We start from the raw sequence: 21430 nt of genomic DNA, 5'->3' as shown, positions 1-21430 counted from the left end.
GAAAACCATATCTTTACAAAGCAAAGATATTTTGATATGTCGAACAAGTTCAATGCCTCTTCCCTTAGTGAATATTGCAAATCGTATGCCCGAAAAGTGGCGGGAGAATTTTTTGCCCACCACACCGTCATCAGCGGGCAGGAATTATTGAAACTGAGTGCCGTCAGCCAAGTAAATTTGTTTGTAATCAGCGCCTTATCGGAGAAATGGCGGAGTGATGCCGAGCGGTTCCGCAGTCCTTATTTTGACTTTGAGCACCCGGATGTCCGGCAGGCGATGCAGGTGTTCATGAATACCGTCTCGCAGCATATTTCGGTGCGCCGGGAACACCTCGAGCCGCTGCTGGCCGAAGCCACCCGCCGAACGCTGGTCCTGTTGTATGATCCGCGTTATTATTTTGACGATATGCTGCGGAATCAATCGGACTTCTCGCTCTCGGCTGAAACCGCCCACCAACTGACCCGCTACACCCAGATTAATAAGTTTGTTCCGGCGGCCATTGAAGAACGGATGAAGGGCAAAAGCTCCGTTTACGTGAATCAGGCACTAAACTGGCTTGATGAGATTCTGATGCAGCGGGGACGGGAGTTGGAGAAACCGGATAAATACATTCCCTTGTTTTCGGAAAAAGTGCTGCTCGATCCGGGCGTGCTGCTCCGCAAGGCTTCCTACGAAACCGTTCCCCCGCCAACGCTTTCAACGCCCAACAAGTCGTTTTTTGATACCGAAATCGAAACGGCCGTTCCATCGGCTCAGCTGGTGGCCACCCCAACCAGCGAATTCGAACCGGTGATCAACGAAGCCCCGTCGAGTTCGGGAACGGGCGGAAGGACACTGTTCCTGGACGATTCGGGGCCGGCCGCCGAGCCGTCCTCGCCATCGATGCAGCCGAGCCAGATGCCGACGCCTTCCACCGACGTTTCTACGCTGGAAGCCACTCCCCAGGCCGAAGAGACCGCCGGGCCGGTTACCATTGGCGAAACCTTTTACCGCGCCCCCATCGAAAGCATCAGCAAAAGCATTTCGCTGAACCAGAAGTTTATGTTTATCAATCAGTTGTTCAACGGCAGCGCGGCTTCCTACAACGAAGCCATCGAAGACCTCGACCACGCCACCAGCTACGAGCAGGCCCGCGATCTGGTCACGAACCGCTATTCGGCCCAGTATTCATGGGATATGAAGAGCGACGAGGTCAACATGCTGATCGATATTCTGAAAAGGCGGTTTGCGTAATTACATCGGCTCCACTTTGTAGCCTTCCTTTTTCAGCAGCTCAATCAACCCGTTCGGCCCCGGCAAGTGCAGGGCGCCAACCGCCACAAACGTGGGCCGGACGGCCAACAAAGCCGGCAGGCGCTTCATCCAGTTGCGGTTGCGCTCATCAAGCAGGTACGTCATGTCGCCGAACGAACTGCTGTGTTTTTCGTTTAGTTTCCACATGCCCTGCAAATCCTGTTTCAGGTAGAGGTCGGTAATCAGCTTGCTCATTTGGTACATATCAGCCTTGCCTTTTACCATTTCGACCAACTGCTGGGCCTGCTTTTCCACCGGGTCGTGGTCGAAGAGAAAGCTAATCTGCTCCTCCATGGTTTCGAGCGTGTTGACGGTTTTCTGCCGCTTGCGGCCGTCGCTGGCGAAATAGAGGTCAATCGGCAAACCCGTAAAACTGCTGAGGGTATCGGACTGCTTCTGGGTGTAGGCCAGACTCAGCATGGTGGCCGTCACAATGGGTTTTAGCTGGTTGAACAGGGCCAGGTCGTACCCCGTGCGCGCCTTAAACTCGTCGGCCACCAGTTGGTAGTCAGCATCCGACAGCAGTTTGTTGAGGCTGGTGTTGAGCATCAGCCCCCGCATCGCCATGGTCAGCATGGCCGATGAATCGATTTCGGTTTCGACCACCACACCTTCTGCCCCTTCGTAGGCTGTTTTCACCTTGGGGTTATGCTTCAGGTAACTGTCTTTCAGAATGTGGTACGTTCCGAACAGGTAAGACGGTTGTTTTAAGCCGTTACCCGACACTTTCCACAGCAGCGACTGCGAAAAAGCCGTGGTCGAAACAAGCAGGAGTAAAATAGAAATCGTTTTCATCAACACAAAGATACGCTCAATAGAGTTTTTTTCGCTTCACGGTCCGGACAATCAGGTACAGCAGCAAGCCAACGGGCCCCAGCAAAAAGCTGAAGATCAGGCACGGTATGACCCAGGCATGGGCTACTTGTCGGCGCTGGGCGTTCCGCAGCATCCAGCTTCCGACCGTCAGGTCGAAGGCCAGGTAGTGAATCCAGCCCGCCAGCACAGCCGCGTCTTTGCTAAATAACGTTTTGATGCCCGCCAGCGTACTGAACGACTGAAAATCTAGCTCGCTGTCGCCCAAAAAAAGGTAAAAGATGTAAAAAAGGGCCAGCACCGCCGGAATCAGCAGGGTTTTGGTCAGAAATTCGGTGGGCCGCCAGTGGGGTGCCACAATCATGAGCAGCCACTGCGGCAAAACGAGCGCGTTGGCGATTTGAAAGACGGTATCTGGTGTCATAAGAGGTAGGAGAGTTAGACAAAGTACAGAAAAACAAATAATGTACCAACATAAATTGTCCAACCGGCATCCTACCGATTTGAAGCCAAAAGTGAAGGGCCAGGCTTCTACCAGCCTAACCCGATGACGGCGTTGACACGCAGAGAAACGGTTGGCTTATGATACTTTTTAAAAAAGTAAACTCCGCCATTGAAAATCGGATCCGAATCTTTCTTTTGTGGTAATGTCATTTCTGGTCCAGCATTTACGTCAATAAATCCTAAACGCCCAATGCGACGTTGCACCCCCCAATGTGGATAAGCTACCGGAAAATCATACGTACCAATACCATTAATTCGTATGTTGCGGACCGTTTGGCCCGTTCGGGTATCATAGGTATGATTGTTGGCTTGATTAAAAATTATTCTTGCTACCTGTAATCCTGCATAATTTCCTGAGAAGTTGTTCGCTCCTTTGCCTTTCCGAATATTTTTTGCCATACTGTAGTAATACCGAACTCCTACTTTCGCATAAACAAAAGCCCGGAAAGTCTCATCAATATCCGTAAAATCACTACCATTATAAAATGGAACCGCAAACTGATTAAAACGATTGTATCGAAGCATAAAATCGCCCCCAGCCAACAACGAGAATGAAGGTGTGATCTTTCGTTCTATAGATACATCGGCATTTAGGCCAATCCGAAAGGACGGCCTTCCCGTATAATCCCGATCTCCCGTATTCGGCCAGAAGCCCAGCTTGATCAGCGTTTTTTCTTCCACATTCGCCCGCGTAATGTAGCGGTAAACCCGTTTCAGTTCACTGACTGTCACGGCACTGTCTTCCTGCGAATAGGCAACAGGAGCATTGTTAACGGCCTGCGCCCGGCCAATCCCCATCCCGACGAACACGGTGATGGTCAAAAGAAAACTTGTTTTCATACGTGACTGATTTTACGGTTTAAAGAAGTAGTTGACGCCAAGCTGAAACCCGTGCAATCCACCACCCTGATTCGTTGATAGAGAGAAAACATCGCGCTGGTAACGGCCGTCGAGCTGTAGACGGTCGGATAACTGAACCGCCGTCCCCACCACCATTCCGCCGAAACTCCGGCGACGGACTTCCTCCGGCTCGCCGTCCGCTTCCGCTTTACCGTTCAGAAACATCGCAAGCTGAGGCCCTACGAACAACCGCCAGCGGTAGGCGACCTCGTGCGAGAACAAAATAGTCCAATCGAGGAAATTCTGACTGGAAACGGTGGGTACATGACGCGTGTTTCCCTGTCTGCGCTCATAAACCCGGTACCCCCGCTGGGCGTAACTGATTTCCCCGCGCGCAAACCACGTTAAGGAAATCGGCACCTCGCCCCAGATCCCTCCCACCAAACGAGTCCGGTATACTTCCGAGGGCGACCGCCCGTTGCCCACGCTGTGCGTTGCTCCAAGCCGGATGCCCGCCTTCAAATCCTGACGGTCAATTCGGCGGATTCCCAGCGAGTCTGCCGAAAGCCGAAACCGGTAAGCCGTTGTAACACCCACGGTTGTGGCGGTTTTTCCGCCCCCCGTCCAGTACGCCCTGGCTTCCAAACCTATCAGCCAGCGGGGCGACACGTTTACCTGATACCCGAGACCAACCTGCGGTACCAGGCGCCGGGCGTCCGTAAAACGGGGAATAATTTCGTACTGCTGCCGCTGCAGATCGCTGACATACGCGCTATCTACAGTCATCGCCTGGGTTCGCCACAACGCCAGCCCAGCCGACAGGCGCACGGTTTGCCGACGCGACCGAACCGGCGCCAGCACCAGATTCAGTTCCGTAGCGTTGTGCTGCCGGTAGAAGAGGTTGTACAATTCCTGCGCATTGCCGGTTTTCAGGGGCGACAGATCGTCCAGCTTCCCCCACCCCACTCCGGCCGAAACTCCCACGTTTCGGTGCGGAAAATACGTTAGCTGCTGCCGGATAAACCAGCCCGTTGGCGACACGTCCGACGAGCGCAACCCACTGCCGCTTCCGGAAATTTCCCAACGGTAATCGTCGGGCATCTGGGAAAACGCATCCGGATGGGCCAGAAGCAGCAGATTCAAAAAAGAGAAAATGGATAAAAAACGAGTCATATATAGCCTTGTTTTAAAAACGATACCCCGTCTGAAACCCGATTGCCGCGTATTCCAGGGCACGGCTTTGCTGAACCCGGAACCAGAGCCCAACCGGAATGCGGTCGACGGGCAAAAACTGGTAGTCGCCCTGAAAGACGGAGCCGAAACTCTTTTGCCGCTCATGGCTTTCGGGGGTCAGCGTAATAGATTGCTGAATGAGTTTTCCGTCAGCGGTGTAGGTGCCCCGGCCGCCGTTTGGATTGATTCCCGAAACCGTTGTGTAAACCCCTCCAATGGACAGCGCCAAGTGATGACGCCGGGTGTAGATCGGTAAGAACCGGGCCAGCGCCGAAAACTGGAAAGCCGTGAAGGCCTGCGGTAAAAAACCGCGGTAATCTTCAAAAGAACGGGCCATCCCGACGATTCCCGTGAAACCAATCCGGCGGTGGAGGTAGCGGGTGTACCGGTTTTCGTAAAGCCACGAACCGCCGTAATCATCGCTGGTGATGCCTACTCCGGCGCTTACTTCGTTGCGGTAATACGGAATGCTTTTCTTGATTCGGTCGTAGGTGCGTTTGTTTCGGCGGGGTTGCAGCAAAAAGGCTTTGAACGGAAACAATCGGTATCCGGCGCTGACCGACCAGAAACCGTAGTGCGATTGAAGAGCGTAGCGATTTCCCTGGTAGTTAATCCCGTTGACAACCGGACTCAGGCTATGCGCATACGTCAGATCGAGCATCAGGCCCCCGATATCGGTTCCAATACCGGCCTGCCCTTCCGCATTGAATCGCTGATAGCTACTTCCAACGGCTTTATGCAGCCGGGCTGCCTTAAGCTGGATTTCGTAATATTCTTTTTCGCTGGGATACCGTATTATCTGCTCCTCCAGGCGCTGAATGTTGGAGTCCTCCCAGTCTCTTTCACTACGGACAGCTTGATTAAAAGCCCCGGCGATTCCCGCGTGGAGTCGCAGCCACGGCAGTGGTTTGTATCCACCCATCAGCCGGATGTGCTGCCGCTTCAGATGGAGGGTCGTTCCAAACGAGTTTTTGGGAGAAGAAAAATACAGTCCGGCCAGGTGTTGCCGCCCTTGAGTCGCTTCGAGCTGCCCGTACCAGCGCGGAAGGTCATAGCGCGCAAAAAGTCCCCAGCCACTGCTCAGCGCATCGCCACTTCTGGATCCGACTACGTCAAACTCGTCGATCTGCGCCGACAGCTGGTCCGGCCGCATGTTGATCGGGAGGTTACCTTTCACGCCCCCCGTCCACGATTGGCCGTAACCCGAAACCGTCAGGCCAATCAGCAGCATTCCAAGTAGTCCGTATTGTTTTTTCATGGTGTCTTATCGGGTGTGCTTTCATTTCGCAGAGGTTACGCCATTCACCGCCGGCTGGACGATAACCGGGCTGTACGAGTTGGTGACCGAAATAGCGGGTTTGTGGCCCGGCGGCTGGTAGTCGAATCGGCGCTTGTTGATAAACTGGCCCAGGTGCTCGCCGTACCCTTCGGGCACCTGAACCGTCGAATACGTCGTTTCAATTTCGTACTGGAAATCCTCCATTCGACGGGGAAACAGGGAGACTTCGGTGCGGGCGGCCTGCACGTTCAGAACCGTCAGGCTGGTCAGCGGATAGATGGACACTTTACCGTACCGGCTCTGAATGCGACCGTTGCCGCCCAGTTCGCGGAGCACCGTTTCGGCTTTCTCGGCCTTGATCGCAAACGTTCCGGCCAACTCACTGGCTTCAATGTCGCCGTACTCCGAGGTGATGGTGGTTTTTCCGCTTAGGTTGTTGATCGACAATTTTCCGAACTCCAGCTTCACGACCGTTTCGCCCGCCAGATCGCTCAGGTTCACATCCCCAAACGTATTGTTGACGGTCAACAGGGAGCGCGTCGGCAGCCAGATCTCGTAAACCGCCTTCAGGTTGCCTTTGACCGACCCGGCCCGCTGCGGAATCGTGAAGCGATTGGAAATGTCGATGACGTTGTTCCGAAGCTCGATGTCGTATTTAAGGTAGTCCAGTTCGCGTTCGGCTACGTCGCGCTCCGGGTGCCTGGCCATCAGCTTTATCCGAACCAAAACCGTCGCTTTCGCCCAGCCTTTGATCGTAATGTCGGCTTTCTGGGCCGTCAGATTCACGCGCTGGCCGCTGCTGTACGCCAGTTCTTTTTCCACCGTCTTCGTCACCACCTGCAGCCGGGTTTGCGCAGCCGCCGGGAAAGCGAAAAAGGTTAGTAGAAAAATCAGCGTTCTCATATCGTTAAAATTCGGACCAGTTCTTTGGTTACCTCGGCCCGCTCGTTTTCAATTTTAATTTGCGCCTGAACCAGCACCGGATCTTCGCCAAACACCGCCAGTTGTTCTTCCAGGCCCGCTTTCCGGTTGTTCAACTCATCCAGCTGGTGCTTAAGCTCTTTTACTTCCGGCTTCTGGCACACCACCGTTTGCTCCGCACACTGTTCCTGAATAAACCGTTCCGCTTTCTGGTCAGCGGCCGGGGTGAGCGGTTCGGGTTCGCTTCCGGGTTCCGCTTCAACGGTTTCAGTGGCATAAGCAATGGTTATTTTTTCGTCCGAACCCGATTGCCCCAGCCACCAGATGCCAAACATCAGCGTGATGACGGCAGCCGCAGCCAACCACCGGAACGAACGCGCCCAGAGGGACCGAACCGTCGTGTTTTCTGTTTCCAGTTGCCCGACGATCTGCTCCCAGGCGTCGGCATCCGGCTCAAAATCCGGTAGATCGTCCAGCGCACGGTCGATGGCGGCATCGGCCCGCAAGTCCGCTTCAATGCGTTCCCACAGATCGGCGCGGGGCTCGTGCTCCGGCAACTTTTTTATAGCCTTTCCAAAATCCATGTTGCATTTCTGTTCATTCGTCCATCTGCGTACTCCGGGTTCAGCTCAGTTCCGACAGCTTCCTCCGCAATAACTTCCGGGCATAGCTCACCTGTGACTTGGAGGTTCCCTCCGAAATATCCAGCATGGCGGCAATTTCATGGTGCTTGTAGCCTTCTACTTCGGCCAGCACGAACACCGTCCGCGCTCCGTCGGGCAGCGACCGAATGGCCGCATCCAGGACTTCGCCCGTCACCGTATCCGGCACCTCAATGGCCTGATCATGCACAGCTTCGTCGAGGGTTTCAAACCGCCATTCGAGCTGCCGTTTTCGCAGCGATTGCCGAACCACAATGACTTTGATCCAGGCGCCCAGCGTCGATTGAAACCGGAACGAATCCAGGTGCCGGAAGACCTCCACAAACGCGTCCTGCAAGGCGTCGTGGGCGTGATCGTAATCGTTCAGGATTCGCAACGCCACCGAAAACATGGCCCGTTTATACCGCTCAAAAAGTAACCGTTGCGCCATACGCCGATCCGCCGGACGATCCGGCTGCAGGCAGCGGACAACCAGTTCTTGTTCCGTTAAGTCGGGCGTCAGGGTCAAAAGATCGGTTGCGTTGAACGTTCGATCTAAAGTGCGAAAGGATAGTGAAATGGTTGGAAAGAAAGTGGATAAATCTGCAGGATGCGTTGCAACCCCCTATAAACTAGGGCGCTTGGAATTATTCTTTCAGGGAGAGAATCTGCCCCTTCTGGGTTTCCGTTACGACCATTCCCAGGCGTCCGGTGGGGTCAAAAGCGCAGTTGGAGGGATTTTCGCCGGGCAGTTTGATGGTATCGGCCAACGTACCGGTTGGCTTGTAAACCTGCACACTGCTGCCGCCGTAGATGGCCGCGTAGAGTAAATTGTCCGGCCCCAGCGTCAGGCCGTCGGGACCAAATCCGTCGGGACCGGTTTCAGCCCAAACCGTCGGATTAATCCAGTTGAGGCCCGTCGAATCCCAGCGCCCGGTCCAGATGCGCTTTCGGTGCGTTTCGGCCACCACCAGCGTGCGGGCATTGGGCAGAAAAGCCAGCCCGTTGGGATAAAACAAGCTTTCGGATATTTTTTTAACCTCACCCACCGACGAGCAGACGCAGACGTAACCGGGTTCGTCTTCGTCGGGCGAACCGGGACAAGTAAAAAGCATATTGCCTTCCAGATCAAACGTCAGGTCGTTGGGCCAGCTAAGGCGCTCTTCGCCAACGCGGTCCACCACGATTTCGGGCTCCTGATCCGGATAGTTGATGCAGCGAATGGCGTGCAAACCGGAATCACAGAACCAAAGCCGGTCGAGATCGTCGATGTACAGGCCGTTCGGGCGGCTGCCGGTGCCGACGTGAAGGCGGCCCTGCGTTCCGTCCGGCTTGAGCCAGAACAAACTTTCCCCCTCCTGCTCAACGCACCAGAGCGTACCGTCGGAGGTAAAAGCCGGCCCTTCCGGGAATCGTAAATCAGTGGCAATCACGTCTATGTTTTTCATACTGGGTTGCTGATTAAAAGACAAAGCCTTTATTAAACCCGAAAACCGTTTGTCGGTTTACCAAATTAATGAATGTTCGTATCTTTATAAAAATCGACCACTTCCCCACACCCTCCAGAACCATGCGCCAGATCGTCGTTTTGCTTGCACTGCTCGTGAGCGCCTGCGCTCCTCAACAACGGCTCCGGACTGAGCCCAACCGCCTTTTGCTGCAGAGCACCGATATAAACAACACCACTGCCAGTCAGCCCGTTAAGTCTATCCACCCTTCGTTTCTGGGCTTTGGCAATCTGACCATCCGGTACGCCGATGGCCGCACCGAGAAGGTTTCTAAAAAATCGGTCTGGGGGTATACAGACAAAAAAGGCCGCGTTTATCGGTATTACCGAAATACGTATTTTGAAGTCCTTGATCTGGACGAAGTCGTACGGTACGAGCGAACAAGACCGCACTCACCCAAAAATCCCAGGCTCCAGCAGTTTTATAGCAAAACGCTCGACAGTAAACTGTTCAACAGCCGCAAAAAGGCGCTTCGGGATTTGGCTACGCTATAAATCGGCAACCGGCTTTTTCCGAAACTTCCTGATGCGGTGAAACGTCAGAAAGTTGGCATCGTGGTTGTTGTGCGCCCCGCCCAGACCGTCGTCAAACGCCGTGCGGGAAAGCAGAATAATGTCTTTGCCGTCGAACAGCCAGTCGACGTACTGAAAACCGTGTTTGGCAACGTCGGGATGTTGCAGCACAATCTGGCGTATGGTCCAGGTTCGTAGATCCCGGGAGCTGCACAAGGCCTGCGTATTGCGCAAACTGGCCGGATTCTTCCCGGCGTTGGCCTGCTTGAACGCCGATGGAATGTAATTTGTCAGCGTCCAGTAAAGCTGCGATTGGGGGTCATACCGAATGGTAAACTTCTTGCTGCCGCCGGGAAACGGCACAAAACCGGTATTCACATCGAACGTTGCCGTTTTTCCGTCCGGGCTGATGCGCACAAAGGCGGCTTTCTCCTCCAGCGATTTCTTGTGGTCTACGCGCAGAATGTCCAGCATCTCACCCGCCGGACTCAGAACGGCATTGCCTTCAATCCAGCCGCCAAAACCGTTGTTCAGGTACGTCGAATCATACGGCAGAACGTTGCTGCGGGTCCAGCTGGCGGCTTTCATGGGGTCGGCATCCAGCGGCATCGACAGCATGAAGGCGCCGTAGCGTTTGCCCCACTGTTTGATCGGTCCCATGGCGTCCTCCATGGCCCGCCAGAGCCGCCCATGGTGTTCGAGAAACGGAACCGGCGCGCAGTGGTATTCGCCCGCCAGCAACAAACCGTGGTCGCCGTCGGTGGGGGTGGTCCAGGTGACGCCCCCGTCGTCGGATTTCCGGATGATGGTATTCCCGTGGTGTTTGTCGGTACCGAAGAAGTAGAGGCCGTTGCGGTGCAGGTAGAGCTTCGACCAGAACTGGCCGTTGATTTCCGCAATCCGGGTCCAGGTTTTGCCCCGGTCGGTTGAGCGGTAAATGCGGGAATTGGGCCGGACAAACTCATTGGATTGCGGGCCGAATAAATCGTGGGAAGCTAAATAATCGCCGTTGGGCAGCACGCAAAGACTCGGAGAACCGATGTATAACCCCGATGAGGCCGGACTATGCGCAACAATTACGCCCGGCACCCGGGAGAAGTCGGGCGTTTGCCCAACTCCAAACCCGAGCGATACCAGAAAAAGAAAGCCATAGATTAGAATGGCGTTAAGGTGTTTCGGGGACATGGTACCAGAAGTAACAAAAGATCGTCATTTACTTAAACCGCAGAATTTTTATTACGTATCTTCGCCGTCTACCTCACGGATACAGCGGATGCGGGGTCAACTCCTTTTGATTGTAGTTCTTCAAGTCGTTGCCATTCTTCACGTGCTGGCCCAACCCACTTCGTACCGGTTTATGAAGCTGGATGCCGGAACTGGCCTGTCGAACAACCAAGTCACCTGTTTTCTGAAAGATTCGAGGGGGTACCTGTGGTTTGGCACGATCTCTGGACTGAACCGTTACGACGGCCATACCGTTCGGGCGTTCCAGCACGACATCCACGACTCTACGTCCCTGCTGAACAACAACGTCATCAAGCTCTTTGAGGACCCGGCCCACAACATCTGGGTAACCACCATTGACGGCATCTGCATTTACGATCCCGGGCAGGAACGGTTTATCCGTAATACCATCGACTACGCCCACCGCTACGGGCTTCCCGACGGGGCGGTGACGGCGATCCAGCAAGACCGGCGCGGTAATTACTGGTTTATCCACGACACGGCGGGTTTGTTTGTGCACCGGGCATCGAACGACAAAAAGAGCGTTCACCTGACGCATCTGACCAGAAATACCGGTCAAAACGCCGGTATTGCGTCCCTGGCCGAAAGCCGAAATGGCTCCATCTGGGTCATCCACAAAAACGGAACCATCGACCAACTAAACCCTGATAATTACCAGATTAGCTACCGAAACACGCACCTGCGGGAGCTGAACAAACACCAACCGCTGCTGTACAACCTGACCACCGATGCCGACGGCGATTTGTGGATTTATGTTCTGCGGGCTAACCTGGGTGTATTTCACTTTAATACCCGTCAGCAGACGTTTACCAAAATTCACCGGGAAGCCGGCAACACTCGCTTGAATTCCAACATTATCCAGGGAATTGTGGAGGGTAATCAGGGCCAAATCTGGATTGGAACGGACCACGGCGGTATCAACCTGCTCGATAAAAAAAAATGGGCCATCACCTACCTGGTCCACGACGAAGGCAATGCCAAAAGCTTGAGCCAGAACACCATCAACAGCCTGTACAAGGACAACGAGGGCATTATCTGGGTTGGCACCTACAAAGACGGCGTCAACTACCATCACCCGAACATGTTCCGGTTTGCCCTCTACCAGCGAAACCAGTTTCTGCCCAAAAGCCTGCCGTACAATGATTTCAACCGGTTTGCCGAAGACACCCAAGGCAACCTCTGGCTGGGGGGCAACGGCGGAGGACTGATCTATTTTGACCGGCAGAAAGGCTCTTTTACCCAATACCTGAACCAGCCCGGTCGGCCCAATTCCATCGGCAGCAACGTCATTGTCAGTTTGCTGATCGACCGCAGCCAGAAACTCTGGATTGGCACCTACTACGGCGGACTTAGCTGTTTTGATGGCAAAACCTTCAAAACCTACCAACACCGCCCCGGCGACACCACCAGCCTGGCCGACGACAGCGTCTGGGAAATTTTCGAAGATTCGCGGGGGGCCATCTGGCTCGGCACCCTCGACGGCGGTCTGGACCGCTTTGACCCGTCCACCCAGACGTTTAAACACTACCGGAGTGGCGCTCCCAACTCCATTCACGCCAGTTACGTCAGCGAAATTACCGAAGACCGGCGCGGGCATATCTGGGTCGGTACGTCCTACGGCCTGGAAAAATACGATTATGCCACCGACCGGTTTACGCATTACCTGAGCAAACCCGGCGATGCACAAACGCTAAGCAACAACCTCATTCACAGCCTCTACGAAGACCGCCGTGGCGGGTTCTGGATCGGTACGCACGAGGGGCTAAACCTTTTTGATGCGGCAACGGGCACTTTCCGTTCGTTTCGTAAAACCGATGGACTGCCCCATAATACCATCCATTCGGTGGTTGAAGACAACGCGGGCCGGCTGTGGTTGGGGACGCCCAACGGCATTAGTCGGCTGGACGTAAGCGGGAAAGCCGAACACCGGCGGTTTCAGTTTACCAATTACGACGAATCCGACGGTTTGCAGGGCAAAGAGTTCAACGAAAACGCGGCCCTCCGGACGCGCCGGGGTGAGCTGCTGTTTGGCGGCTCCCGGGGTTTTAACTTATTCCATCCGGCCGAAATTGTTAACAACCCGACGGCGCCCCGGGTGGTGTTGTCCAACCTGTATTTGTTCAATAGGCCCGTGGCCATTGGTGAGTCGGTCGACCAAAAAGTCATTCTGAACGCGGCCCTGAACGAAACCCGGCAGATTACCCTCAGGCACAGCCAGAATGTGCTATCAATCGAGTTTGCGGCCCTGAACTTTTTTCATCCCGAAAAAAACCAGTACCGGTATAAACTGGAGGGCTTCGACCGGGAATGGATCACGAGTCTGGACGGCTCCCAGCGGGCGACTTACACCAACCTGGACCCGGGAAATTACGTTTTCAGGGTGAAAGCGTCCAACAACGACGGGGTTTGGAATCAGGCCGGAACGGACTTAAAGATTACGATTCTGCCGCCCCTCTGGCGCACGAAATGGGCCATTAGCGGTTATGTTCTGCTGACTGTTCTGCTCCTGTATCTCTCCCGAAAAGCCATTCAGCGACGCGAACGCAGGAAGTTTGAACACCGTCAACAGCAGCAGGAAGCCCAGCGTATGCACGAGCTGGACCAGATGAAAATCAACTTTTTCACGAACGTCAGCCACGAATTCCGCACCCCGCTGACCCTGATTCTGGCACCGCTCGAAAGCCGGTTGAACAAAGCTCCGGACGGCCCCGAGCAAAAGCAATTCCAGCTCATGTACCGCAACGCCAAACGGCTTTTGAATCTGGTCAATCAACTGCTCGACCTGGGCAGACTCGAATACCAGGAAATCAAACTGGATCTGCGCGAGGGCGATGTGCTGAAATTTATTCGAGAAACCACGTTTTCGTTTTCCGATCTGTCCGAAAAGAGGCACGTCAAACTTTCGTTCGAATCCGACATTCGGGCGTTTCGTATGCTGTTCGACGAAGATAAACTCGAAAAAATTCTTTTCAACCTGCTTTCCAACGCCTTTAAGTTTACCCCGGAAAACGGCAAGGTCAGCGTGTCGGCGCACGTCTGTCCGCCAACCGAAGATCATCCCGAGCCGCTGCTGAAAATCACCGTTGAAGACACCGGCATTGGCATTCCCGCCGAAAAGCTGGAAAAAGTCTTTGACCGGTTTTTCCAGCATGACCTCCCGGCGGGTCTCATTAACCAAGGCAGCGGCATCGGCCTGTCCATTACGCGTGAATTTGTCAAACTCCACGGCGGAACCATCAGCGTAGCCAGCCATCCGGATCAGGGTAGTTGCTTTACCATTCTGCTGCCCGTCAAACAACAGCCGGAAATACCGCCCACCGTTGAACAACCCCAAAAATCCCCGGAGCCCGACCATCTGAAGAGCGCGGCCCGGCCTGAACCGGCTGAAAAGCCGTCAGACCGCGAAACCATTCTGCTGGTGGAAGATCACGAGGATTTTCGCCATTATCTGAAAGATAACCTGGCCGATCGGTACCGGGTGCTGGAAGCCGGTGACGGCAGGCAAGGGTGGCAGCAAGCCCGCGAACACCGCCCGGATTTGATCGTCAGCGACGTGATGATGCCGGAAATGAACGGTCTTGAACTTTGCCGAAAACTGAAAGACAACGCCCAGACGTCCCACATCCCGGTGCTGCTGCTGACCGCCCGCCATTCGGAAGATCAGAAGCTGGAAGGCTACCAGACCGGCGCGCAGGACTACATTGAAAAGCCGTTCAATGTGGAAATTCTGCAATCCAAGATCAGAAGTCTGCTCAAGCAGCAACAGGCTGCCCGCCAGGCCTACGGTCAGCAGATTACCATCAAAGGCAAGGATGTCCTGATTAATTCGCTGGACGAAAAGCTTATTCAGAAAGCCATTGCTCTTGTTGAAAAAAATATCGCCGATCCCGAGTTTTCCGTCGAAGCCTTCAGCCGGGAGCTGGGCATGAGCCGGATTCATCTGTACCGTAAGCTTCAGGCGCTCACGGGCAAATCGCCGGTTGATTTCATCCGCGCCATTCGTCTCGACCGGTCGTGTCAGTTGCTGGAACAAAGCCAGCTCACGGTGTCGGAAATTGCCTACCAGGTGGGCTTCAACAATCCGAAATACTTTACCCGGCAGTTCCGCGAATGCTACAACGAGTTGCCTTCCGCCTACGCTTCCCGCAAAAGGCAGGAAGCCAAATCCAGCTGAGTCTCCAAATCCGCGCGATTCCCCCGCAGTTTCTGTCATGTTACATGAACAGGTAACGTTTGCATACCCAATATGTAACATTTGAATACCCCCGCCGACCGCTGCCTCGGTTAGTTTTGTAGGCATACCTCCCAAACAAAAACCTGCAAAAATGAACCACAACAGACCTGAGTTTGCGATTCACTTACTTACACGAAATTTTATTCCGAAAACTATATGAAACACTTTTTTACCTTCCTTTTTCTAATCGTGTTCACCATCCACCTGCAGGCCCAGACGGTAACCCTGAAAGGAAGCATTAAAGATGCCGTGAGCAACGAGCCTTTACCCGGGGTTGCCGTCCTTATCAAAGGCACTACCCGCGGAACCGCTTCGGGGGCCGATGGGTCGTTTACGCTGGACGCTCCGAAGGGATCAGTACTGTCGTTCTCTTTTATTGGCTACGCCCCCCAGGAAATAACGGTGGGTAGCCAGGCGTTCGTGACAGTTAGTATGCAACCCAGCACGCTGGACCTGTCTGAAGTAACGGTTACGGCGCTGGGCATCAAGCGGGAAAAACGGGCGCTGGGCTACGCGGTTTCCGATGTAGGCAACGAAAACATTGCCAACAACGGTGAAACCAACCCCATCGCTTCCATCGCCGGTAAAGTGGCCGGGGTGAATATTTCATCCACCACCGCCGGACCGACCGGTTCCAGCCGGGTGGTCATTCGTGGAATTCGGGAATTGCAGGGCAGCAACCAGCCGCTGTACGTCATCGACGGTGTTCCCGCCGTGAACGGCAACATCGGTAGCGCCAGCCAGTGGGGCGGTTTCGACCTGGGCGACGGGCTGAGCGACATCAACCCCAACGACATTGAATCCATATCGGTCCTGAAAGGGTCGGCAGCCGCGGCTCTGTACGGCAGCCGGGCGTTGAACGGGGTAATCCTGATCACGACCAAAAGCGGAAAAGCCAACAAAGGCATCGGTGTCGAATTCAACAGTTCGTTTACCATTGATGAGATTTCGACCCGGCTGGACGCGCGGCAGAAAACGTACGGCCAGGGCAACGACGGCGTTTTTCCGACCGATCCGCTGCAGGCCCGCAACATCACCAGCAACTGGGGGCCCAAGTTCGCCGATTTCGAAACCATCACCCAGGCCGACGGTACGGTGCGGCCGTACCGGTACATGGACGATAACATCCAGGATTTTTTCCGCCTGGGCAAAACGGCCATGAACACCATTGCGGTCACAGGTGGCAAAGACGACAATACCGTGCGGTTATCGTATTCCAACATTGGCAACAAGGACATTGTGCCGAAAAGCGGGTACGACAAACACATTTTTGCGATCCGGGCGGCCTCGAAAATTACCGATAAGCTCTCGGTGGACGCCAAGGTGAACTACATGACGGAGAAGGTCCGCAACCGCCCCGCCCTAACCGACGAAGTCAGCAACATCGGAAACGGTTTGCTGGGGCTGGCGGCCAACTTCGACCAGGTCTGGTTGCAGGATTACACGAACCCCGACGGAACCTATAAAAACTACACGGGCAACATCTACCGCGCCAACCCGTATTGGACGCTCAACAAAACCTTCAACCAGAGCACCAAGGAACGGGTGGGCGGTTACATCAACCTGAATTATACGTTCAACAAGATGTTCAGCCTGAACCTTCAGGGCGGAACGGACTTCTTCTCGTTCAACCACGACAATTTCTACGACAAGTTTACGCCCGCTTACGACGGCGGGGCGCTGAATCAGTTGTCCATGAACACCAAGGAAACCAACTTTCAGGGGTTGTTCAACTTCAACAAAGACCTCGGCAAAGACTTCAAGGTGTCGGCTATGGTAGGGGCCAACCTGATGCGGTACCGCAGCCGGGGCAACAACATCAGCGCTACGCAGATCATCCAGCCCGGAACGCCCAATCTGGTCAACTTTTCGGAAAAACTGATTCAGCCGTTCGACAACCGCAAGGAAATTCAGTCGGTTTTTGCCAGCGCGCAACTGAGTTACCGGGAGTACCTGTTCTTTAACTTACAGGGCCGGAACGACTGGGCCTCGACCCTGCCCCCGCAGAACAATTCGTTCTTCTACCCCTCGGCTGATGTGAGCTTCGTGTTGTCGGATGCATTCAAATTTGAATCTCCGGCGCTGTCGTTTGCCAAAGTCCGGGCATCGCTGGGGCAGGTGGGCAGCGACTTCGATCCTTACAAAACCACCTTCGCCTACAGCCTGACGGGTCGCTCGATCCGGGGTTTTCCGATGGGCGAGATTCTGGGCAGCTCCATTCCGAATGCCAACCTGAAACCGCAGATCAAAACCTCTTTTGAAGTGGGAACCGACGTCCGGCTTTTCCAGAACCGCATCGGCGTTGACCTGACCTATTACGACGAAGTTACCAACGACGTGTTGCTGGACATTACCGTGCCGGAAACCACCGGCTTCAACACCGCGTCGCTCAACGCAGCCAAACTGCGGAACCGGGGGGTTGAGTTACTGATTAACACCACTCCGGTCCGGCTCAACAACGGTTTTCAGTGGGACCTGTCGGTCAATTTTGCTAAGAACGTAAACCAGGTGGTGGAGTTGAGCGATTTGCTGGAAACCTTCACCGTGGCCGAAGCGCGCTGGGCCGGGGCCACCATCATTGCCGAGAAAGGCAAGCCGTTCGGTACCATCATGGGCAACGGTTTCCTGCGGGATGAAAGCGGCAACCGGGTGTTCAACAGCAGCAACGGCGAACCCCTGCCGACTACCCAGCCCATTGCCCTTGGCAACACGCTGCCCAACTGGACGGGCGGGATGATCACGTCTTTTTCGTACAAAGGCTTGCAATTGAAAGCGGCCCTTGATGTGCGCATGGGGGGCGATATCTTCTCGATGAGCAACATGACCATGCACATGAACGGTTCGCACATCAACACCGAAGCGGGCCGCGAATCCTGGAATGAATACCAGCAGGAGCGCCAGGCCGCCCAGGCCGCCGGAGCCGAAGGCAACATCGACGACCCGGCCAGTCCGTACTACGTCAACCGCAACAACCGGGGCTACATTGGGGAGGGCGTCAACCAGGAAGGCAAACCCAACGCCATTCCGATTAGCCCGGCGGCCTACTGGCAGAGCATCGGCAACAACATTCCGGAGCCGTTTATCTACGACGCCAGCTACGTCAAACTGCGCGATCTGGGCCTGAACTACACGTTTTCCAATGCCGTCCTGAAAAAGACGCCGTTTAAGACCGTTACGCTGGGGGTTATCGGCCGGAACCTGTGGATCATTCACAAGAACACGCCCAACATCGACCCCGAATCCAACTACAACAACGGCAACGGCCAGGGCTTTGAGTACGGTTCGCTGCCCGGCCGTCGGCGGTATGGATTTAACCTGGTATTGAAATTTTAATTAAGCCATTCCTATGAAAACGATTCTTTATATCCTGGCGGTCGCGGCCCTGTTTCTGCAGGGATGCACCGAACATTTTGAAGACCTCAATAAAAATCCGGCGGGCTTTTCAACGATTTCGCCGGGCGTGCAGCTGACCAAAGTGCAGGCCGATTTGTCGGGCCAGCGCGAAGATGTCTGGCGCTACGACCTCGCCATCAGCTCCCCCCTGGTGCAGCACCTGGCCGGTTCGTGGTGGACCCAGCACGGCGGCCAATACCGGATTCTGGACAAGGGACAATGGTATACGCTCTGGGAAACGACCTACCCCCGCGACCTGAAAAACATTCAGGATCTGGTCAACCGCACCGCCAACGATCCGGAACTGGTCAACATCCACGCTGCGGGCCGGATCATGCGCGTCTACATCTTTTCCCGCCTGACCGACCTGTACGGCGACATTCCGTATTCGGAAGCCATCAAAGGTTACACGGAAAAGATTTTCCTGCCTAAGTACGATACGCAGGAGGCCATTTACACCAGTTTTTTTGAAGAACTCGACGCGGCCGTCAAATCGATGGATCCTACCAAACCGATTGTCCAAGGCGACGCGTTTTTCGACGGAAATGTCGACAAATGGATCAAATTTGGTAATTCGCTGCGCCTGCGGCTGGGTTTCCGCCTGACCAAAGTGAAGCCGGACGTGGCCAAGCAGCAGGTCGAAGCCGCCATTGCCGGGGGCGTCATGACCAACAACAGCTTCTCGTGCGTAATGCGGCACGAAGCCATCAATTACACGTTTGGTGAAAACCGGGGTAACGGCCGGTCGCAGGTTTTTCAGGCGGATGTTTCCTCGTCCGGTTTCCGGTTGACCAACACGCTGGTCAATTTCATGAAGCAAACCAAAGACCCGCGCCTGACAATCTACGGCGGCACGTACCTGCCCGTCAACGGCAGTGAAGCCATCGACAACTCCAAAAACCTCGATATTACGGGCAGTTTGCAGGAGGGCCTTGCCTACGGGGCCATGTCGTGGAATGTGTGGACACCGGACCAGACCGTGACGTTGCCGTCCAGCCAGACGGTGGTGGTTCCGACGGCCTACCGCCGGATGCAGCCGAGCAAATACGTGGCCGCCCTGAATGCGCCCTTTTTCCATCTGACGTACGCTGAAGTGGAGTTTTTGCTGGCGGAAGCCGCGGCCCGGGGCTGGGGAGGCCAAACCAATCCGTCGGACCATTTTATGAAAGGCGTTCAGGCGAGTTGCGAGAGCATGACCCTCTATCCCGGCGCACCGGCCATTGCCCAACCGTCAATTGATAGCCTGAAAGCCACCTATAAAGCTTTTCCTACTACGCTGGCGGGCCAGATGAAAGCCATTCACGAACAGCTCTGGGTCCACTTTTTCCTGAACGGTTCCGAAGCCTATTCCAACTTCCGCCGAACGGGGTACCCGGCGCTGGTGCCCTTCACCTCGGTCGACTGGTACAACAGCGGCACCAACGGCGTTATTCCCCGCCGGTTTTTCTACCCGGAATCCGAAGCCGTACAGAACCCAACCAATTACAAAGAGGCCGTTGGCCGGATTGGCGGGCAGGACGATTGGCTGAAGCGCGTGTGGTGGGACAAAGAATAACCCGATGGCAACGTTGAAAACCCCTTTTTACCTCATCCTTCTTCTGGCAGGCATTGGATTGTCCTGCCAGAAGGACCTGGAGGAAGCCGCCAGCCCGGCCCTGCAAACCGTGTCGGTTTCCAATCAGGAGTCGTCGGCATTGGTCGCCCAGATCAAGTTCAGTCTGACGCGGGAGTCGTCGGCGGTGGTCATCTACTGGCCCGTTTCCGGTACTGAGCAGAATGCCTTGCAGTCGGCGGTTTCGGGTATTAAAAAGAACCACGCCATTCCATTGTTTCAGCTCAGGGCTCAAACCACTTACCAGTACAAGATTCTGCTGATCGACCCCAACGGTCAGAAAAAGGAAGCCGGTCCGCCGGAAACGTTTACTACGGCTGCGGTACCGGAATGGCTCAAAAAGTACTACGACGAAAGCGAAAACCGGATTCAGGAATCCTTGACGGGCTACTATTTGGTTATTCCGGCGGCTCAACCGGGTGGTTTGCTGCTCCTCAATCGCCGGGGCGAGTTAAGCTGGTACTGGTCGCCCCCCGCCCGGTACGTGGTCAAAACCGCACGTTTTACGCCCAAAAACTCCCTGCTGATGCTGCTGGACGAACACGGAACGCCCTACAACGACGGCAATGTAGTGCTGGAAACGAACCTGGCCGGTGATACGCTCGCGCTCTTCCGGATGGGGGAGAAAGGATTTGACAAATGGCTGCACCACGACCTTCAGATGGACGCTAATGGCAACCTGGTAGCCATTACCAACGAAACAAAGAATAATCTACCCGGCGACGGGCTGCTGATGCTGGACCCGCAGGGCCGGAAGCTCTGGGAGTGGTCGACGTTTCAGGAACTCACCGACATTGACCCTACCCAATACGCGCAACCCTGGGGCAATTCGCTGGTGATCGACAAAGACAACCACTACCTGGTTTCGTTCCGGGCGCTGTCGCAGGTCTGGAAAATTCATTCGGGAACCGGGAAAGTCCTGTGGAAGCTGGGAAAAAACGGTACGGTGAAGACGCCCACCGGAACCGATTTTCTGTTCCAGCATTTTGCGCACCGCAACGCCCAGGACGAAATCATGCTGTTTGACAACGGCGGCCCGCTCCGCCCCCAAACCCGCGTTCTGTCTTTCCGGATCAACGAAACTACGCTGGAAGCCACGCCCAGCCTAAACTTCGCTCTACCCGGAAATCTGTACTCGGCCATCATGGGCAGCGCAGCGTTGCTACCCGACGGCAGCATTTTGTCGGCCAGCGCCGTTAATGGCAAGCTGGTCAAAACCGACCCCTCAGGCCGAATCATCTGGACGCTGACCACCAGCCAGCCCATTTACCGGGCAGATTATGTGCCAAACCCGTTTGGGCAAGCGCAGTAAAAAACCGTCCTGAACGGACTTCGCGGATTAAAACGGTCGGTACAGGCCGGTATTAATCCACGAATTCCGTTCAGGACGCTTTCCGTTCAG

The 21430-nt window shown here is 54.9% G+C and carries 16 protein-coding genes; 6 read left to right on the top strand and 10 right to left on the bottom strand.

Annotated elements, in window-relative coordinates; all coding sequences use genetic code 11:
- Positions 1 to 36 precede the first annotated feature (36 nt).
- On the top strand, positions 37 to 1233 hold the full coding sequence (locus OQ371_RS11350) for a DUF8457 domain-containing protein (RefSeq protein WP_265993882.1): 1197 nt from the start codon (positions 37 to 39) through the stop codon (positions 1231 to 1233).
- On the opposite strand, the gene OQ371_RS11345 is transcribed toward OQ371_RS11350, so the two are convergent.
- From OQ371_RS11345 to OQ371_RS11305, 9 genes are all read right to left on the bottom strand, one after another.
- Entirely contained in the window at positions 1234 to 2088 is an 855-nt protein-coding gene (locus OQ371_RS11345) for a TraB/GumN family protein (RefSeq protein ID WP_265993881.1), read from the bottom strand.
- A 16-nt stretch (positions 2089 to 2104) separates the two neighbouring features.
- Positions 2105 to 2530 carry an ABA4-like family protein gene (locus OQ371_RS11340; protein ID WP_265993880.1) on the bottom strand — a complete coding sequence of 142 codons (426 nt, stop codon included), beginning with the start codon at positions 2528 to 2530 and terminating at the stop codon, positions 2105 to 2107.
- Between the two features lie 107 nt (positions 2531 to 2637).
- A complete protein-coding gene (locus OQ371_RS11335; protein ID WP_265993879.1) occupies positions 2638 to 3450 on the bottom strand; it encodes a hypothetical protein in 813 nt (270 codons plus the stop codon).
- Between the two features lie 12 nt (positions 3451 to 3462).
- On the bottom strand, positions 3463 to 4623 hold the full coding sequence (locus OQ371_RS11330) for a porin family protein (protein WP_265993878.1): 1161 nt from the start codon (positions 4621 to 4623) through the stop codon (positions 3463 to 3465).
- A gap of 13 nt (positions 4624 to 4636) precedes the next feature.
- The gene (locus tag OQ371_RS11325; RefSeq protein WP_265993877.1) at positions 4637 to 5941 is read right to left on the bottom strand and encodes a hypothetical protein; all 1305 of its coding nucleotides are present in this window, start codon (positions 5939 to 5941) and stop codon (positions 4637 to 4639) included.
- Positions 5942 to 5962: 21 nt separating this feature from the next.
- Positions 5963 to 6865 (bottom strand): DUF4097 family beta strand repeat-containing protein, encoded by a 903-nt coding sequence (locus OQ371_RS11320; protein WP_265993876.1) that lies wholly within the window; start codon positions 6863 to 6865, stop codon positions 5963 to 5965.
- Positions 6862 to 7467: a hypothetical protein gene (locus tag OQ371_RS11315; RefSeq protein WP_265993875.1), complete on the bottom strand. Its 606-nt coding sequence runs from the start codon at positions 7465 to 7467 to the stop codon at positions 6862 to 6864. The genes OQ371_RS11320 and OQ371_RS11315 overlap by 4 nt, the downstream gene beginning before the upstream one ends.
- 40 nt (positions 7468 to 7507) lie before the next feature.
- The gene (locus OQ371_RS11310; RefSeq protein ID WP_265993874.1) at positions 7508 to 8053 is read right to left on the bottom strand and encodes an RNA polymerase sigma factor; all 546 of its coding nucleotides are present in this window, start codon (positions 8051 to 8053) and stop codon (positions 7508 to 7510) included.
- A gap of 118 nt (positions 8054 to 8171) precedes the next feature.
- Complete coding sequence (locus tag OQ371_RS11305) at positions 8172 to 8972, bottom strand: SMP-30/gluconolactonase/LRE family protein (RefSeq protein WP_265993873.1); 801 nt, start codon at positions 8970 to 8972, stop codon at positions 8172 to 8174.
- A gap of 68 nt (positions 8973 to 9040) precedes the next feature.
- On the opposite strand from OQ371_RS11305, the gene OQ371_RS11300 reads away from it, so the two are divergent.
- Positions 9041 to 9526 (top strand): hypothetical protein, encoded by a 486-nt coding sequence (locus tag OQ371_RS11300; protein WP_265993872.1) that lies wholly within the window; start codon positions 9041 to 9043, stop codon positions 9524 to 9526.
- On the opposite strand, the gene OQ371_RS11295 is transcribed toward OQ371_RS11300, so the two are convergent.
- Complete coding sequence (locus OQ371_RS11295; protein ID WP_265993871.1) at positions 9521 to 10729, bottom strand: sialidase family protein; 1209 nt, start codon at positions 10727 to 10729, stop codon at positions 9521 to 9523. The two genes, OQ371_RS11300 and OQ371_RS11295, sit on opposite strands and share 6 nt — an antisense overlap.
- Positions 10730 to 10835: 106 nt before the next feature.
- Here OQ371_RS11295 and OQ371_RS11290 point away from each other — a divergent pair, with 106 nt between their 5' ends.
- From OQ371_RS11290 to OQ371_RS11275, 4 genes are all read left to right on the top strand, one after another.
- Positions 10836 to 14963 carry a hybrid sensor histidine kinase/response regulator transcription factor gene (locus OQ371_RS11290; protein WP_265993870.1) on the top strand — a complete coding sequence of 1376 codons (4128 nt, stop codon included), beginning with the start codon at positions 10836 to 10838 and terminating at the stop codon, positions 14961 to 14963.
- A 216-nt stretch (positions 14964 to 15179) separates the two neighbouring features.
- The gene (locus OQ371_RS11285; RefSeq protein WP_265993869.1) at positions 15180 to 18356 is read left to right on the top strand and encodes a SusC/RagA family TonB-linked outer membrane protein; all 3177 of its coding nucleotides are present in this window, start codon (positions 15180 to 15182) and stop codon (positions 18354 to 18356) included.
- 13 nt (positions 18357 to 18369) lie between these two features.
- Positions 18370 to 19971 (top strand): SusD/RagB family nutrient-binding outer membrane lipoprotein, encoded by a 1602-nt coding sequence (locus OQ371_RS11280; protein ID WP_265993868.1) that lies wholly within the window; start codon positions 18370 to 18372, stop codon positions 19969 to 19971.
- Between the two features lie 4 nt (positions 19972 to 19975).
- A complete protein-coding gene (locus tag OQ371_RS11275) occupies positions 19976 to 21340 on the top strand; it encodes an aryl-sulfate sulfotransferase (RefSeq protein WP_265993867.1) in 1365 nt (454 codons plus the stop codon).
- The last annotated feature ends 90 nt before the right edge of the window (positions 21341 to 21430 follow it).

The organism is Larkinella insperata (genome assembly GCF_026248825.1).
In the GTDB taxonomy this organism is placed as follows: Bacteria; Bacteroidota; Bacteroidia; order Cytophagales; family Spirosomataceae; genus Larkinella; species Larkinella insperata.
The sequence above is the reverse complement of the archived record's forward strand: the minus strand, read 5'-3'. Positions and strand labels throughout refer to the sequence as shown.

What these genes read in the sequence shown, in the direction of transcription:
- OQ371_RS11350 (WP_265993882.1), top strand. Translation starts at nt 37, where the DNA reads ATGTCGAACAAGTTCAATGCCTCTTCCCTTAGTGAATATTGCAAATCG.
- OQ371_RS11345 (WP_265993881.1), bottom strand. Translation starts at nt 2,088, where the DNA reads ATGAAAACGATTTCTATTTTACTCCTGCTTGTTTCGACCACGGCTTTT.
- OQ371_RS11340 (WP_265993880.1), bottom strand. Translation starts at nt 2,530, where the DNA reads ATGACACCAGATACCGTCTTTCAAATCGCCAACGCGCTCGTTTTGCCG.
- OQ371_RS11335 (WP_265993879.1), bottom strand. Translation starts at nt 3,450, where the DNA reads ATGAAAACAAGTTTTCTTTTGACCATCACCGTGTTCGTCGGGATGGGG.
- OQ371_RS11330 (WP_265993878.1), bottom strand. Translation starts at nt 4,623, where the DNA reads ATGACTCGTTTTTTATCCATTTTCTCTTTTTTGAATCTGCTGCTTCTG.
- OQ371_RS11325 (WP_265993877.1), bottom strand. Translation starts at nt 5,941, where the DNA reads ATGAAAAAACAATACGGACTACTTGGAATGCTGCTGATTGGCCTGACG.
- OQ371_RS11320 (WP_265993876.1), bottom strand. Translation starts at nt 6,865, where the DNA reads ATGAGAACGCTGATTTTTCTACTAACCTTTTTCGCTTTCCCGGCGGCT.
- OQ371_RS11315 (WP_265993875.1), bottom strand. Translation starts at nt 7,467, where the DNA reads ATGGATTTTGGAAAGGCTATAAAAAAGTTGCCGGAGCACGAGCCCCGC.
- OQ371_RS11305 (WP_265993873.1), bottom strand. Translation starts at nt 8,972, where the DNA reads ATGAAAAACATAGACGTGATTGCCACTGATTTACGATTCCCGGAAGGG.
- OQ371_RS11300 (WP_265993872.1), top strand. Translation starts at nt 9,041, where the DNA reads ATGAATGTTCGTATCTTTATAAAAATCGACCACTTCCCCACACCCTCC.
- OQ371_RS11295 (WP_265993871.1), bottom strand. Translation starts at nt 10,729, where the DNA reads ATGTCCCCGAAACACCTTAACGCCATTCTAATCTATGGCTTTCTTTTT.
- OQ371_RS11285 (WP_265993869.1), top strand. Translation starts at nt 15,180, where the DNA reads ATGAAACACTTTTTTACCTTCCTTTTTCTAATCGTGTTCACCATCCAC.
- OQ371_RS11280 (WP_265993868.1), top strand. Translation starts at nt 18,370, where the DNA reads ATGAAAACGATTCTTTATATCCTGGCGGTCGCGGCCCTGTTTCTGCAG.
- OQ371_RS11275 (WP_265993867.1), top strand. Translation starts at nt 19,976, where the DNA reads ATGGCAACGTTGAAAACCCCTTTTTACCTCATCCTTCTTCTGGCAGGC.